Origin of the sequence: Paraburkholderia sp. OAS925, from assembly GCF_040543975.1 — a bacterium.
Classification (GTDB): Bacteria; Pseudomonadota; Gammaproteobacteria; order Burkholderiales; family Burkholderiaceae; genus Paraburkholderia; species Paraburkholderia graminis.
The window spans coordinates 2,574,136-2,589,588 of sequence record NZ_JBEUNO010000002.1 but is presented as its reverse complement, the minus strand read 5'-3'; the positions used below and the strand labels follow the sequence as shown (position 1 = coordinate 2,589,588).

Below are 15,453 nucleotides of genomic sequence, written 5' to 3'. Positions count from 1 at the left end.
TTAGTTAAGAGCACAATTTATGGCCTATGCTGCATTGGCCACGCCCTGAAAACAGAGGCAAAGGCCCCGGCAGAGTGGCATGCCATTCCGCTTGTATAAAAGAGGGGAAAGTATGTCACGCGATATGTTCTCCATGCGCCCGCCGCGCGCCTCGGGCAACCTGCCCGCCGTCCCTGTCTCTATCTCACTGTCTGTCTTCGCGTTGTTCATCGGCATGTCGTGCGCGGCCCCGGTGCTTGCGCAAGGCACCTTGCCGCAAGGCGGAGCCTATGTGAGCGGCAGCGGTTCGATTGCCGGCGCCGGCAATACGCTGACCGTCACGCAACCGGGTTCGACGCGCGGCGTCGTCAACTGGAACAGCTTTTCGATCGGCGGCAACAACACGGTCGTCTTCAACAACGGTTCCGGTGCGACGCTAAACCGTGTGACAGGCGGATCGCCATCGTCGATTCTCGGCAAGCTCAACGCGACCGGCAGCGTCTATCTGATCAATCCGCAAGGCGTCGTGGTCGGGCCGCAAGGCGTGGTCACGACAGGCGGCCGCTTCGTTGCTTCGACACTCGACACCGACAACGCGTCGTTCATGAACGGCGGAGCGCTGACGTTCTCCGGCCAGTCGGATCAGCGTGTGGTCAACCTCGGCCACATCGGCTCGACGAACGGCGATGTGCTGCTCATCGCCGCGAAGGAAGTCGACAACTACGGCACGATCAGCGCGCCGCAAGGCACGGCTGAAATCGCTGTGGGCAGCAAGGTGCTGCTGCAGGACTCGTCGAGCGGGCAGCAGATGTTCGTGCAGACCGCAAGCGGCGGCGCGATCGTCAACACCGGCGCAATCGAAGCCGCGCAGGTGAACCTGCAAGCCGTGGACGGCAACATCTATGCGCTCGCCGGCCGCAACGATGCGGTGCGCGCAACCGGCACCGCGACGCGCGACGGACATGTGTGGCTGGTGGCGGGCACCGCGGGCCAAGTGATTCTCGCGGGCAACGTCGGCGCGCAGCGCGCCGATGGAACCGGCGGCATCGTCGATACCACGACGGGACTGCTGACCTTCTGGGGCGATCTCACGAAAGTCACCGCAGGGCAATGGAACGTTACGCTGCCCGCATACACGTTCGATGACGGCGCGTCGCGCGCCTTTGCCCGCAGCCTCAGCGCGGGCACGTCGATCAACATGACGACGACAGGCGCGGCGGGCCAGAGCGGCGATATCGACGTCGCGCAGAGCATTCAATGGACCGGCGGCGCATCGCTCGCGCTCAACGCGGCGCATAGTGTTTCGGTCGCCTCGGGCGCGACGCTCGGCAACCAGGGCGGCGGCGCGCTGACGCTGCGCGCGGACGCGGGCGGCATCGACAACGGCGGCAGCGTCGCCAATAACGGCACGATCGACTGGTCTTCGAGTACCGGCACCGTCAGCGCGCTTTACGACATGAACGGCAGCTATACGCCCGGCGTCGTGCTGAGCAATAGCGCGTGGAGCGCACCCGCGTACAGCGGCCTGCTCACGCAGGTCACCGGCTATAAGCTCGTGAATTCGGCGCAGGATCTGCAGAACATAGCCAACGACATGGCCGGCAACTACGCGCTAGGCAAGGACATCGACGCAAACGGCTATGCGTTCAAGACGTTGGGCTTTACCGACCATACGTCGTTTTCCGGGCAGTTCGACGGCATGTGGCACACGGTGTTGAACATCTCGCCCGACTCCGATGCGGTGTTCAGCGATATCGCCGCAAACGCCGTGGTGCGCGACGTGAACATCAACGCGAACTCGCATATCTACGCGCCGTCGTTCAGGTCCATCGGGATTCTGGCCGGCAGTAACCACGGCCTGATCGTCAATACGTTCACCTCCGGCGGAATCTCGGCGCCGACCAATGGTGCAGGCGCGTCGATCGGCGGACTGGTCGGCGATAACTCGGGAACCATCGCGCGTTCGGGCAGCAGTGCCGATGTCGTCGCCGATTCGGGTGGCGGCGGCCTCGTGTTTAACAACACAGGAACGATCACCCAGTCGTATGCGACCGGCAATGTGTCGGCCAACGAGTCGCGCGGCTCGTCCGGGGGACTCGTGAATATCAACAGCGGCACGGTCACGGAGTCGTTTGCAACCGGCAAGGTCTCCGCGTACAGCTTGCGCCAGGTAGGCGGGGTCTGCGCCTATTGCTCGGGGCTTGGCAGCAACGTGTACTGGAACGCCGAGACGACGGGCGTGGCGACGAGCGGCGGCAATCTGCCGCCGTCGAACGGATTGACGACTGCGCAGATGAGCGATCCCGCGAGCTTCGCCGGGTGGGACTTCAGCAGCAACGGGGCGTGGACGATGCCTGCGGGCGCAACGCATCCTGTGCTGCGCTGGCAGGTCGAACAACACTAACGAACGGTGCGCTAGAACCGATACAACACCGAAGCCATGCCGTTCAGATCGAGACGCCGCTCGGTGATCGGGCTGCCGGCGGCGGACTTTTGCAGACGCCCGACGACAGCCGCGACGTTCGCCGACCAGTGCGCGTCGAATTTATAAAGCGCGTTGACGTTGAAGTGCACGTCGCGCAAGCCCGAATGCGTCGCATATTGAGGCAGGCCCGACGCGGCGCTTTCCTGCGCATTCACGCCGAAGAAGGTCTGCGTGTATGTCGCGTTCGCCCATGTTACGCCAGGCCCTGCGGACAGCAGCAATTTGCCGAGCGGCGCGGATACGAAGAGATCCGCCATCGCGGTCAGGCCTTGCCCGGTTCCGGCGATGTCCCTGTAGACCGCCGCCGAGCCCGTGAAAGCCCACCACGTATAGTCCGCAAAAAGCCGCAGCTTCGGTCCCACGTGCACATCGGGCAAGCCTTTGAGCCGCGCATCGTCGGAGCTCTTTCGCGACTGGAAATCGAAACTCAGCGAGGCCCCGGCATGATAGTTCTCGCCCGCGAGCGCATTGACGCCCAGCACATCCGGACCTTGGGAGAACACACGGTCCTTCCATGAAATGTCCTGAACGGGAAACGGCAGCACCTGGATCTGCGAAGAGCCTGGGTACTTTGGAAACACATACAAGCCCGGCCCGACCGATATTTTCCAGTCGCTTGCTGCTTGCGGTTCGTCGGCGTGAGCCGCGCCGGCACAAGCTGCCACTGCAAAGCCGCACGCTGCCGCCTTGAGCACGAATGTGCGCTTCATGCTTTCCTCGCCACAGTCGCCAGTTGCCGCAGGCGGCGTGCGAGCGCGCGAGAAACCACGGGCGCCGGGTTATGGCTCGACACGGTGGCGGCCACGCTTTCGCGCAGGAAGAGGGCGCATTCGCGCGCCACGACTTCGCGTTCGTTGTCGGACGTGATCATGTGATAGGAGTCGTCGAGCCAGATGGTTCGCAAGAATGACGCGCCGATGGTGGTCCCGACGAATCGCGCGTTATGCGGGCTCGAGGTTTCGTCGTCGATGGCGTGAATAATCAGGCAATCGGTGCCGATGCCCTTGAGCTTCTTCTTTACCGAGCCCGCCAGGCGGCCGGCCTCGTGCAGCGCCGGCAAGCCGATGAACGCCGGTCCGACTTCGCTGATGTCGTTCTTCTGCATGGCGCGCGCGATCTTCGAGCGCAACGCCTCGTTGCGCAGCCCGTAGGGTTCCTGCTCGCGATAGCGATAACGCGAGCGCAGCGGCGTGTAATACACGTAGTCCAGCAAAAAGCGATACCAGGGAATCGCCCAGCCGTCGTAATTGAGCGTGATCGACAGCAGCAGCAACGCGCGGGCGGCGGGCCGCTCGTGCGCAACCGCGGCCGCGAGCGTCGCGCCCATCGAGAGACCGCAGATCGAGACGTGCCGATGCCGTGCGGCGAGCCGGTCGAACTCGGCGACGGCCGCGCTGATCCATTGCTCCATCGGCTGATGTCCGGTGCCTGCGCTGTAGCCGGGCAATTCCGGCGTATGCGTGGCAAAACCTTCGTCCGCAAGCAGCCGGGCGAGAAAGCGCAATTCGAGCGGCGAGCTCGACAGACCATGCAGCAGCAGGACCGCGTGATCGCTGCCCTCAATGCCTGAAAATGGCGTGGCGTTCATGTCAGTCATCCGCGCGCAAAACCAGGAATTCACCGGACGACGTGGTGAAGCGATCGCACACGCATTCGACCGGCCGCCAGTCGTCGCGGGCGCCGGAGAGAAAACGCATACGGTGATGGCCCGGCGTCAGATGGACGCGCACGTGCGCGAGATCCTCCTCGTGCACTTGCGCATGCTTCGCGCAATAGGCGATGCCCGCGTGCAACGATGCGTCGTCGACGAGGGCATTGGGCGTTGCCGTGGCGGCCGCCGCCACGAAGCTGCCAGGCGGCAAGCTGTTGGCCGGATCGAGCGCCTTGATGAGAATCAGCGAGCGGTTGTACTGCGCGATATGACGCAGCATGCGGTGCATTTCATCGGTAGCCCGGCGGGCAAGCAGCCGCTCGTTGTCGTGGCGCAGCAGCATTTCGTAGCGCGACTGCGCGACGGCCGCAAGCAGTTCGGCGCGATACTGCGCGCGCCGCAAACGTTCAACGAGGCTGATGATGAGAATCGTGAGCAGAGGGTACGAGATCAGCAGATGTAGGTCCGACGCGTCGATCACGTCGATGTGGCCGTACGGCGGCACGAAAAGATAATCGGCAAGGCAAAGCCCGAGCAGCATCACGCATAACGCGGGCGCGAGGCCGCAGTAGTACTCGACGAGCACCGCGGCGATCAGAAAAGCAGTGCCGGGCATGAACGGCCCGAGCAGCGGATGCAGGATCGCTCTGATGATCGCGGCGGCACCGAGTGCCGCGGCTGCGGCGATCCACCTGTTCCGGCCCCGCGGCGCCCACCGTCTTGAATTTATGACTTCCATGCACCCGACGCAAACTTAAGAACCTTTCACCTCGTTAACGGCAATAGGGGAGAAAGATTTAGCCGATAAGTCGTTCGGTGAACCAAACTTTGAGCGCGGCGGCCGAACGAGCCGCCAAAGTTTAATCCAGTGCTGAGGGTTGCGCGAGTTTTAAGACGTGGGGCGTGGTGTCGCGGCGCGATGCAATGCGCAAGCGCCCGCGCGGTGCGGACAGTCGTTCGCGGGCTGAGGTCATTACTTCGGCGCTAAAACAAGCCGAAGTCGTCGTTGCTATCGGGAATCGCGGCAAGGAGATCGCGAATCGCGCGCCAGCCGATCAGCCCCGCCAGCGCCAACGCGACGGCGAGCAGGCGGCTCGTATTCACGCGTCGCTTGCTCGTTGCATGCCGTAGAACACAGGTCGACATATCGATCCTCCCGTCAGGCGCTAAGCGCTGCGCCGCGCGGCACGATTGCCGCTAACGCCTGCGTCAGCGTCGTCGGACCGAAACGCCGTTCGCCGACGCCGTCTTGCACGTCGATGCGGCCGGCGTTATGCGCGTCGTAGAGATCGACGATCAGCCGCGCGTGTCCGTCGCCGAGACCGGCTCCGGCGAGCATCGCGGCCCATTGCTCGCGCGGCACCGCGTGGGCGGTGACTGTGCGGCCGGCGAGATCGGCAATCGTGCGCGCGACGTCGATCACGCTCACCCGCTGTTCGCTTTCGATGCTCACCACGCGCGGCGAATGCCGTGGCGGTTTGCCGTCCATCAGCAGTTGAGCCGCCAGCGCGCCGACATCCTCCGCGGCCACGGTAGGAAAGCGCTTGTCCAGCGGATGATGCAGGCTCGGCAGCACGCCCTTCGCCAGTGCGACCGGCAGCACGCGCGCCCCAGTTGTGCATATGTTCGGCGGCGCGCAGAAACGTCAGGCGAGTGTCGAGCGTGCCGAGCCGCGTCTCCAGGTAGTGGAACAGCGTGGTGATGCCCGTCCCGCTCGCGTGCTCGGCGCCGTAATCCGAAAGCGCGAGCACATGTTGCGGCGGATTCGCGCGCAACGCGTCGACACTCGCGTCGATCATGCGGCGCATCGCGCTCGCCGGGTCGTCGTGATCGCGCGGCACCGGACACAGCATCTGCACCGCGTGCGCGCCGTCGATGGCGCGCGCTACGGACGCAGGATCGTGCAGATCGGCGATCGCCACCTCACAACCCGGGTCGATGAGCGGCGCGGCCTGCGCGGCGTTGCGGACCACGGCACGCACGTCGCAGCCCGCGCGCCGCAACGCAGCCGCGCTTGCGTTACCCACCTTGCCGCCTGCTCCAAAAATCACGAACACGTAAGGCTCCTTATTGGATCGTCATGGCCCGATCATAAGGAAGCGTGCCGCAAAAAACGCGCATGCCTGGATGCAGATGAACAGATTCGGATGGTCGTTTGACGATGGCCGTCCATCGAGCGAAGCCGCGAAAAACCCGGCACAATGCCCGCAGATCGACTGCCATCCGCGAGACAAACGATGAACGCCGTCATACCTGTCCCGACTCAGATTCCGCCCGCGCACAGCGGCTCGCGCACCGCGCTGCGCTCGAGCAAAACGCTCGGCTGGCAAGGCTTCGGCGCGGAGCTGGTCAACGTGTCGGCGGGTTTGCACCGAATACCGGCGCTCAAGCATCATCGGGTCGGCGTGCATGTGGGCGGGCCGGTCAGAGCGCATTGTCTTTGCAACGAGAAGCCGCACTCGCGCATTCAGGCGCACGGCGACGCCGACGTGATTCCCGCGGGACTCGACGGCCAATGGAGCGACGAATCGGCCTGCACGATTTTCAGCGTCTGGATCGGCGAGGAATTCGCGCGCAAGACAGCGGAGCAACTGGCAGTCAAGGCAAGCGACGCGCAGATTCGCCCGCAATTCCAGATGCGCGATGCGCGCTTCCAGCATCTCGCGTGGGCGTTGCGCGCCGAACTGGAAGCCGACGACGCGTCCGATCCGCTATACGCCGAAAGCCTGTGCACGGCGATGGTGGTGCGGTTGATCGGCGGGGCGCCGTCGCTCGACGGCAAGGAGCGCACGCTCGCTCCGAGAACGGCGGCGCGCGTGACGGACTTCATCGAAGCGCATCTCGACCGCCGTCTCACGCTGAGCGAACTCGCGGCGCAGGCGGATCTGAGCGTGCCGCATTTCAAGGTGCTGTTTCGCGCGACGCTCGGCGTGCCGGTGCATCAGTACGTGGTGCAGCGGCGCGTCGAACGCGCGCGAACGATGCTGCTGCAAGGCCGGCTCTCCGCGAGCCAGATTGCACTGGAGGCCGGCTTCTCGCACCAGAGCCACATGGCGCACTGGATCGGGCGGCTGCTCGGCGTGACGCCGCGCGAACTGGTGAAGTCGGCCGCGCGCTGACGTGCGCGGTGGTTCACCAGCGCAGGCGCATCAATCCGTCTGCGTCGCGCCGGTCAATTGTGCGTACACGTCATGCGAAAGCTGCAGCAACTGCTTGCGGTCGATGCCGCCTGACACCGCATAGCCGAAATCGCCGTCGACCCAGTAGAACACGTTGACGGGTCCGTCCTGGTACAGCTTGAACGCCGTGGTGTTCGCATTCACCTGGCGGCGCGAGATGCACAGCGTCACCCGTTCGCCCTTCGGTCCGCGATACATGAACTGGGCCATCTGGCCGTCCGGGCCGGGCAGCAGGCGCCCGCCGGAGAGCGAGAAGCCTTGCTTCGCGAGCATCGGCGGATGGACGTTGGTGCCGAGACGGTTCGCGAGCCACTGCACGAAATCCTGCTCGTGATCGGCGCTCATGTCGGTAGGGCGGTCGACCTCCGGCATATACACGACGTGCGCAACCGCGGCCTGGCGGGCGAAGACCTCGGCTCGGTCCGCGCTCACCGGGCGCGTATTGGAAGAACCCGTCGACGAACCCACGGAGAAGCCCGCCACCGACTGCATCGCGTCCTGCCCCATATGCGTGCCGACGCCGATGCCGACGCCCATCACCAGCGCCGCCGCCATCCCCGCGAATTGCGGCCAGTTGGCGGCGATGCGCGAGCGGCGCGAATGCGGCGGCGCGGCCGGCTGCAAGCGCTTCGGCACGGGTTCGTTCAACACGCGGTCGTAGCGATCGTGGAACAGGCTGTTCAGCGAAAAATAATCGCTGATGCGCGCGGCCAGTTCGGGATTCTGTTCGAGCGCGCGCTCGACGTCGGCGCGCCGTTCGTCGGACAGCGTGCCGTCCACGTAAGCATGCAGCTCTTCTTCAGTGATCGGGGTATGTTGGTCGCTCATCGCACCACCTGTAATTTCGCACCGGGCTGGCTGCCCGCCATCAATGCCCGAAGCCGTTCGCGTCCGCGCGAAAGCCGCGACATGACCGTGCCGATGGGCACGTTCAGCGCGAGCGCGACGTCGGCATAGCTCATTTCCTCGAGGCCGACGAGCAGCACCACTTCGCGCTGGTCGACCGGCAGACGCTGCAACGCGTAGTCGAGATCGCGCATTTCCAGCGAGCGCGTCTGAGGCGCCGGCACGGCGAACTCGGCTTCGTGGACGCTTTCGTCGTCGACCGCCACATGGACCGCGCGCGACGATGCCTTGCGTGCCTGATTGGCGAACACGTTGTGCATGATCGTGAAAAGCCACGCACGCAGGTCGGTGCCGGGCTGGAACATGCCGGTGCGGCCGAGCGCGCGTTCCAGCGTGTCCTGCACCAGATCGTCCGCGAGGTCGCGATTGTTGATCAGCGCCCGCGCGTAGCGCCGCAGGCGCGGCACGTGTTCCATCAACTCGTCACGGACATCCATTCTTGATCCCGGTCATGGGGCCTCTCGTGGGCAGGAAGCGCGGCGCTGCGTCGGAGCGTCGCTCGTGTTGTAGGGCGGTTGTAGGGCGAACACGCGTGAGCGGATTCTATTCCCGTCGATGCGGCGAGTCATCGCGCGTGTACGACTGCGTGGGCGCTCATGGCATCGTCATGACGTCGGCGGCGCGCATCAGGCCGTGCGTGCGCGCGTCGCCCGCGACCACGAAGCGTTGCCGCTGCGCGGTCCACGTCAACAGACGCACATCGCCGATGCGGCGCGCGGACCACTGCGGCTGCGCAGGCGCGAGCAGGGCGAGCGTCGACAGCAGGATCACCGGCTGGTTGTCGCCGTTTAGGTAGACGAATGCGGTGGCGCGCTGCAACAGGCCGAGCGACAGCACGCGCTCATCGACAAGCCGCAGCCCGATCGCCTCGAGGTCGGGCGCGGACGGCTCCCGGCGAGTCGGCGATGCCGCCGGATAAGGAGCGGCCACCGTTTCCGCCAGCGCCATCACGGCGGCATTGTTGAGCGCCTGCTGCGTCACCTGAGTCGCCGCAAACCAGCCGCTCACCGCCGCACACGCGATGACGACGGCGACCAGCGCTCTGACCGCCTTGCGCACACGCGGCTTGCCGGCAACGTTGCGCCAGCGGCCGCGCGCGCCGCGCCGGGCTTTGAACGCCGTGGACGCGGGTTCGTCGGCGGTCTGAAACGAACGCTGAATCTGCTCGTTCAGCGAGCCGTAAAAGGCGACGCGGCGGGCTTCCGCCGGATCGCGGCCCAGATAGTCGCGCAAAAACGCGGCGCGCGCCGGCGACAGCGTGCCGTCGGCGTAGGCTTGAACGTCGGCTTCGGAAAGCGGTGAATCGGCGGGGGCGTCGGTCGGTTTCATGATGCAAGTTCTCCGGCCGGGGTTCGGCTGTTGAGGTGCAAACACGGTTGTACGCCGGTTTATTCCGCTCGCGCGGCGTCTTTCAGAAGTTCTTTTACCGCGTGAGCGAGGCATCGTCCAGACCCGGGCAAACCGGTTCGCGGCGCGCTTTATTCCGTCGCGCGGAAATGTTTTTTACTTGCGCCGCGCCGAGGAATAAAAGCCGGCAAAGCGTGGTTCTCCCTGATGCAAACCCGCACACAACTCACCGGAGTTCATCATGAAGAAGATCGCTTTCGCCGCATTGTCCGTCGTCGTCCTTGCCGCATCGTCGAATGTTTTCGCGGAAGGAAAAACGCGCGCCCAGGTCTACCAGGAACTGATCGAGGCACAACAGAACGGCCTCGACTACGTGACCGACGCATCGTACCCGGATGTCAGCCCCGTGTTCGCGCATCAGGTCGAGCAGCACAAGCTGGCGCTCGCCGCCGAAGCGGCGGCAAGCCGCATGGCAAGCGAAAGCGCGTCGACGGACAGCATGAATTGAACCGCGGCGCGCGCCGAGGAGCGGCGCGGCTCGCGGACGAACGCCTGGCTACGCGCGCACGCGTTCGCCGCGCGGGTCGTACGGCGCCTTCAGGTGAAGCGTGGCCGGCAGCGATTCGCCGGCCACGTCGATTGCGTAGGCGCCGCTCGTCAGATACGCGGCGTCGGCTGCGCCATCGGGATTGTTCACGTAGCCCATCGCGACCGGGCAGCCGAGCGTGTGGCCGAACGCCGCCGAGCTCACGAAGCCGACTGGCTTGCCGTCGCGCAAAATCGCTTCGCCGCCCCATAGCATGCGATCCGCGGCGCCGTCCGCGCTCAGCACGACCATGCGGCGGCGCAGCGGCTCGTCGCGCAGTTTCAGCAGGGCGTCGCGGCCGCGAAACGGAATCTCCTTGTCGAGCTTGCACGCGAACGCGAGCCCGGCTTCGAACGGATTCGTGTCCGGCGTGAGTTCGCGGCCCCATGCGCGGTAGCCTTTCTCGATCCGCAGCGAATCGATCGCGTAATAGCCTGCATTCGCGAGGCCAAACGCTTTGCCCGCTTCGCGCAACGCCTCGTACACGCCGACGGCGAATTCGACCGGCACGTACAGTTCCCAGCCCAGTTCGCCGACGTAGGTGAGGCGCGTTGCGCGTACCGTCGCATAGCCGATGTCGACTTCGCGGCTTTGGCCGAACGCGAACGCTTCGTTGCGCCAGTCCGCTTTCGATACGCTTTGCAGCAGTTCGCGCGAGCGCGGGCCCATCACGGCGAGCACCGCATATTGGCTGGTCACGTCGACGAGCACGCAATGTTTGTCGCGCGGAATCGCTCTCTCGATCATGTCGAAGTCGCGCGTGGTTTGCGCGGTGCCGGTGACGAGCAGGTACTGGTCCGCGGCGATGCGCGTGAGCGTGAAGTCCGATTCGTAATTGCCGCGTTCGTTGAGCATGCCGGTATAGACGGCCGTGCCGGGCGGTACGTCGACGTCGTTCGTGACGAGGCTTTGCAGCACGCTTTGCGCGTCGCGTCCTTTGACCAGGAATTTCGAAAACGACGTCATGTCGAAAAGCGCCACGCCTTCGCGGCAGGCGCGGTGTTCGGCGCCGCTTGCACGCAGCCAGTCCGGCTGACCGAAGGTGTAGTCGACGCGTGCTTCGCCGGGCGTCGGCGCGAAAAAGTTGGCGCGCTCCCAACCCATCTTGCTGCCGAAGCACGCGCCGTCCTCGCGCAGCAGCGCGTACAGCGGCGAGCGGCGCAGCGGCCGCGCGCTGTCCAGTTCGCGATTCGGCCACGGCATCGCGTAGTGCAGGCCGAGCGTCTCCTTCACGCGATCGTGCAGCCACGCGTCGTTGCCGTTAAAGCGCGCGAAGCGGCGAATATCGACGGGCCACAAATCCATGGTCGGCTCGCCCGCGACGATCCATTCGGCCAACGCCATGCCCGCGCCGCCCGCCGAAGCGATGCCCATCGAGTTAAAGCCCGCGCCGACGAAAAAGCGCCGTAATTCAGGCGCTTCGCCGAGCATGAAGTTGTTGTCGGGCGTGAACGATTCGGGTCCGTTATAGAACTGGCGGACCTGTGCGGTTTCGAGCGCGGGCACGCGTTGCAGCGCGTTAGTCATCAGGATTTCGAACTGATTCCAGTCGTCGGGTAGAAGCTGGAATTCGAAGTTCTCGGGAATGCCGTTCATGCCCCACGGTTTGGCGTCGGGCTCGAAACCGCCCATCACGAGGCCGCCCACTTCCTCCTTGAAATAGATGAAGCCGTCGGGATCGCGCATGACCGGCAGATCGGGGTGCACGCCCTCGATGCGATCCGTGACGATGTAGTAGTGCTCCGCCGAGTGCAGCGGCACCGTGACGCCGCACAGTCGGCCCACGGCCTTGGCCCACTGGCCCGCGCAATTCACGACGATGTCCGCGCTAATCGAGCCTTCGTCGCCGTCCTTGTTGCGCCACGCGACGCCGGTTGCTTCGCGAGAGCCGTGCGCGTCGCGCGCGTGGATCGCCGTGACGCGGGTGTTTTCGACGATGCGCGCGCCGCGCATGCGAGCGCCGCGGGCGAGCGCCTGCGTGAGATCGGTTGGGTTGGCCTTGCCGTCGCCCGGCAGCCAGACGGCGCCGAGCAGGTCGTCGGTGCGCATGACCGGCCACAGGTCGCCGGCTTCGCGCGCGCCGATCACCTCGCACGTGACGCCGTACGCGCGGGCCACGGCGGCGGTGCGCTTGAGTTGCGTCATCCGCTCGGCCGTGCGGGCCACCGACAGCGAGCCGCATTGCTTCCAGCCGGTGGCAAGACCGGTGTCCGCTTCGAGTTCGGCGTAAAGCGCGGTCGAATAGCGGATCAGCTTCGTCATGCTTTCCTGCGCGCGCAACTGGCCGACGAGGCCGGCGGCGTGCCACGTCGTTCCGCAAGAGAGCTGGCCTTGTTCGAGGAGGATGACGTCGGCCCAGCCGAGCCTGGTCAGGTGGTAGGCGACCGAGCAGCCGATAATGCCGCCGCCGATGATGACGACGCGGGTTTGTGGGGGGAGGGGTGTGGACATGTGTGGTTGTTGGTGGCGTTGGTGTGCGTAGATTGCCGTATAAGTGCACGGAATGCAACGTGAGACGCGAGGCTGTGTGGTGGTTTGGTGGTGTCATGTGGTGGTCGTATTTTGGCGGTAGGTGAGCGATCGACGTGCGCTCGGATCAGTCTGAGGGCGAGTTATCTTCCGCACGGGACAGCAGCGAAGACGGCTGCAAGGTCGGTTGGGAAAATGGCTGGGAAGGGCGTTGGGAAGGGCGTTGGGACGGCGGCTGGCAAAGATGCAGCGAAGGCTGCGGCGAAGCCGCTTGCATATTCGGCTGTGAACGCTGCGGTAGGCGTCGGGCGTCGCTCCGGCGTCTCGCACGCCGTGAACTAGGGGGGCTGCAGCCGACTGTGGAAATATGTTGGAAATCCCACATCAGCCCGTCGTTTTGCTAAACTCACCGCACCCTTCATCCGCCCGACTCCATGCTCTCGACCCAACGCCAGGCTGAAATCCTGCGGCTCGTCCGCGAGCAGCGCACCTGCACGATCACCGCACTTGCCGCGCGATTCGAGGTGTCCGACGAAACCATCCGCCGCAATATCAAGCCGTTGATCGCGCAGGGTCTGCTGCTGAAGGTTCACGGCGGCATCACGCTGCCCGAGCGCCTCGACGAGCCGCCGTTCGAGCGGCGCATGGCCGCGAGCCTCGCGGGCAAGCGGGCCATCGGCGCGCGCATCGCCGAACTGGTGAGCGACGGCGATTCGCTGATTCTCGACGGCGGCAGCACCTGCGTGCACATCGCGCGGGCCTTAGTGGCGCGTTCGCGGCTGACGGTCGTCACGAACTCGATCGAAGTGGCCCGGCTGCTCGCGCCGCACAACGGCAACCGCGTGTTCATCGCGGGCGGCGAAGTGCGGGCCGACGACGCCGCCGCGGTCGGCGACAGCGTGCAGGCTTTCTTGCGCCAGTTCCACGTGCGCTACGCGATCGTATCGGTGACCGCGATCGACATGCGCGGGCATTTCATGGATGCACTGCCGGCAGACGTCGCGTTTTCGCTGGCGGCGTTCGCGCAGGCCGAGCGCCGCGTGGTCGCCGCGGATCACGCGAAGTTCGGCCATAGCGCGCTGCTGCACGCGTTCGGCGCGGATTGCGTCGACGTGCTGGTGACTGATGAGGCGCCGGCGCCGGCGCTTGGGCAATTGCTGGCGGCGGCGGGGGTGGAGGTGGTTGTGGGGGTGCCGGCGGGTGGGGAAGCGTAGGGCCGTGCTGGTATCTCGAATGGGTTAGATCGCGACTCGTTTTGAGGTCAAGGGCTGTTCAACGAATTCGGCCGACGGTTTCCGTTGCTTGAACCTGACTGGTTCGACAACCTGGACTCGTGATGCGGATTCGTAAGCCGCTTGCCTGCCCGCGCGGCAACGGGAAGTGCGTGAGTTGGGAGGACGGAGGTGACCCCGAACGGTCCTTCGACTTTCCTTTAATCGGATGTGCGCAATGAGAAGTGAGTTCAGCAGCAATACGGCGGCTACGTTATGTCTTGGCGTCGGAGTCACCCGGATATTTTGCCTACGACCTTCGGGACGACGGATACTTGATCGTTCGCAAGTAGGCCCGCCGCTCATCGTCAGTCATCTTGTAGACCAGTTCAGGGGCATGACCTCGGCGTCGAAACTTCCGGGCAGGAGGGAATGCGGGCTTATCCTCATCACTCGGAGACGTCGTATGAACGTTGCAGAGGTTCGCTTTGGCATCCGTAAGCGGCATCGTGGAGCGGAGAATACAAAGGTCGTCGAAGTTGCGACCTATCTCCCCTAGGATCTCTACATCTCTCTCTGCGCTTAACGATTCGAACGTTTCGCGATCGTGGACTCTTTTCGTCTCCGCACGATAGCGTTCGTGGGCTATGTACTCAGCTTCGCGTAGCCACTCGTCCGCAATCGTCACCAGTGTCACGTGCTCGAGATCGTTAGCGCCGTGCAGATGATAGTTCCTTGCGCGAGAAAGGATACTGCGCGAAAGGCCGACCTTTGTTCTTCCGTTGCCAAATCTAAAGGCGTAGATCACGGATCGATCCTCAAATTCGGCAACGGCCCGCCTAATGTGCAAAAAGCTCTGGTTCATGTTGTGCGCGATGTCCCGGTTTTGTCGGGGCGGCAAGGCGGCTATCACGTAGAGGCCACATGCCCGCTGGCGGAAAGGTCAGAGCCGCAGTGTTTACACTTTATGGCTTCTGCCCTGATGTCTTCCGCACAGAAAGGACATTTCTTCAGTTCCCGCGCTGTAGCTCCTGCGGCTGCGGCCTGCGCCGAAGCGTTTAGAGAAAAAGCAGTAGCAACCGGTCTGTTCGCCGCTATGTCGGCGAGGACACTGCCGCCATCGACGTTCGTCCAAGAGGATGGAACTTCAGGAGCCAAGGGCGTGGCCGCTCCCTCAACGCCGGTATGGGCCCAGACGAGGGCGCCCACCCATCCAAGCACTGTCCAGCCAAGCAGGAGGTTCAGAACAAAGATGGCCACCCGGTTCGGGTGTTTCCGGTGCGCTGCAGCGAACGCCGGCGAAAAGTAAAGCGCGATTGCGGCGGGGAAAAAGATAATCGCGCAAACCAGTGCAATGCCGTTTGTGCCGCTTCCGATAAGGCCGGTGACGGTCACAAGCGCCGCCAATCCCCAAAATCCACACAATAGTCATCTAGCCCCCGAGGATTGCTTTTTTATATGCTGCGCGAGGATATTAGCACGTGGCAATCCGGCGACGATTGCGCCTAGATCAGCATGCTTGTACCACTGCGCAACGCAACGACGCTGCATGATCCAAAGCCGCTGCGAGTTTGCAGGCGATCTCCTCAGTCGATCAGGCGGTCGAGAACCAACCCGCCAGTCGAACGAAAAGCGGGCGC

At 64.5% G+C, this 15,453-nt stretch carries 12 protein-coding genes and 1 pseudogene; 4 read left to right on the top strand and 9 right to left on the bottom strand.

Annotated features, from left to right (window positions below; all coding sequences use genetic code 11):
* Positions 1-112 precede the first annotated feature (112 nt).
* Positions 113-2,383: a beta strand repeat-containing protein gene (locus tag ABIE53_RS30290; protein ID WP_192700211.1), complete on the top strand. Its 2,271-nt coding sequence runs from the start codon at positions 113-115 to the stop codon at positions 2,381-2,383.
* Positions 2,384-2,394: 11 nt separating this feature from the next.
* Here the strand turns inward: ABIE53_RS30290 and ABIE53_RS30285 are convergent, their stop codons facing one another.
* From ABIE53_RS30285 to ABIE53_RS30270, 4 genes and pseudogenes are all read right to left on the bottom strand, one after another.
* Entirely contained in the window at positions 2,395-3,174 is a 780-nt protein-coding gene (locus ABIE53_RS30285) for a MipA/OmpV family protein (RefSeq protein WP_192700210.1), read from the bottom strand.
* A complete protein-coding gene (locus ABIE53_RS30280; RefSeq protein WP_192700209.1) occupies positions 3,171-4,052 on the bottom strand; it encodes an alpha/beta hydrolase in 882 nt (293 codons plus the stop codon). The genes ABIE53_RS30285 and ABIE53_RS30280 overlap by 4 nt, the downstream gene beginning before the upstream one ends.
* A 1-nt stretch (position 4,053) precedes the next feature.
* On the bottom strand, positions 4,054-4,854 hold the full coding sequence (locus tag ABIE53_RS30275; RefSeq protein WP_029969019.1) for a DUF4118 domain-containing protein: 801 nt from the start codon (positions 4,852-4,854) through the stop codon (positions 4,054-4,056).
* Positions 4,855-5,274: 420 nt separating this feature from the next.
* Positions 5,275-6,172, bottom strand: a pseudogene (locus ABIE53_RS30270) (NmrA family NAD(P)-binding protein).
* Positions 6,173-6,352: 180 nt separating this feature from the next.
* Between ABIE53_RS30270 and ABIE53_RS30265 the strand changes: the two are divergent.
* The gene (locus ABIE53_RS30265; RefSeq protein ID WP_029969022.1) at positions 6,353-7,234 is read left to right on the top strand and encodes an AraC family transcriptional regulator; all 882 of its coding nucleotides are present in this window, start codon (positions 6,353-6,355) and stop codon (positions 7,232-7,234) included.
* Between the two features lie 30 nt (positions 7,235-7,264).
* On the opposite strand, the gene ABIE53_RS30260 is transcribed toward ABIE53_RS30265, so the two are convergent.
* The 3 genes from ABIE53_RS30260 to ABIE53_RS30250 form a co-directional block, all read right to left on the bottom strand.
* Positions 7,265-8,122, bottom strand: coding sequence for an anti-sigma factor family protein (locus ABIE53_RS30260; RefSeq protein ID WP_006050322.1), 858 nt, complete (start codon positions 8,120-8,122; stop codon positions 7,265-7,267).
* Positions 8,119-8,637, bottom strand: coding sequence for a sigma-70 family RNA polymerase sigma factor (locus ABIE53_RS30255; protein ID WP_006050321.1), 519 nt, complete (start codon positions 8,635-8,637; stop codon positions 8,119-8,121). Before ABIE53_RS30255 ends, ABIE53_RS30260 begins: the two co-directional genes overlap by 4 nt.
* Positions 8,638-8,794: 157 nt before the next feature.
* Complete coding sequence (locus ABIE53_RS30250; RefSeq protein ID WP_029969024.1) at positions 8,795-9,529, bottom strand: anti-sigma factor family protein; 735 nt, start codon at positions 9,527-9,529, stop codon at positions 8,795-8,797.
* Positions 9,530-9,788: 259 nt separating this feature from the next.
* Here ABIE53_RS30250 and ABIE53_RS30245 point away from each other — a divergent pair, with 259 nt between their 5' ends.
* Positions 9,789-10,055, top strand: a complete 267-nt coding sequence (locus tag ABIE53_RS30245) for a DUF4148 domain-containing protein (RefSeq protein ID WP_006050319.1) — start codon at positions 9,789-9,791, stop codon at positions 10,053-10,055.
* A 48-nt stretch (positions 10,056-10,103) separates the two neighbouring features.
* On the opposite strand, the gene ABIE53_RS30240 is transcribed toward ABIE53_RS30245, so the two are convergent.
* On the bottom strand, positions 10,104-12,584 hold the full coding sequence (locus tag ABIE53_RS30240) for a GcvT family protein (protein WP_192700207.1): 2,481 nt from the start codon (positions 12,582-12,584) through the stop codon (positions 10,104-10,106).
* 452 nt (positions 12,585-13,036) lie between these two features.
* Between ABIE53_RS30240 and ABIE53_RS30235 the strand changes: the two genes are divergently transcribed.
* Complete coding sequence (locus ABIE53_RS30235; protein ID WP_192700206.1) at positions 13,037-13,816, top strand: DeoR/GlpR family DNA-binding transcription regulator; 780 nt, start codon at positions 13,037-13,039, stop codon at positions 13,814-13,816.
* A 906-nt stretch (positions 13,817-14,722) separates the two neighbouring features.
* Here ABIE53_RS30235 and ABIE53_RS30230 read toward each other — a convergent pair.
* Positions 14,723-15,208 carry a superinfection immunity protein gene (locus ABIE53_RS30230; protein ID WP_376916588.1) on the bottom strand — a complete coding sequence of 162 codons (486 nt, stop codon included), beginning with the start codon at positions 15,206-15,208 and terminating at the stop codon, positions 14,723-14,725.
* Positions 15,209-15,453 lie beyond the last annotated feature (245 nt).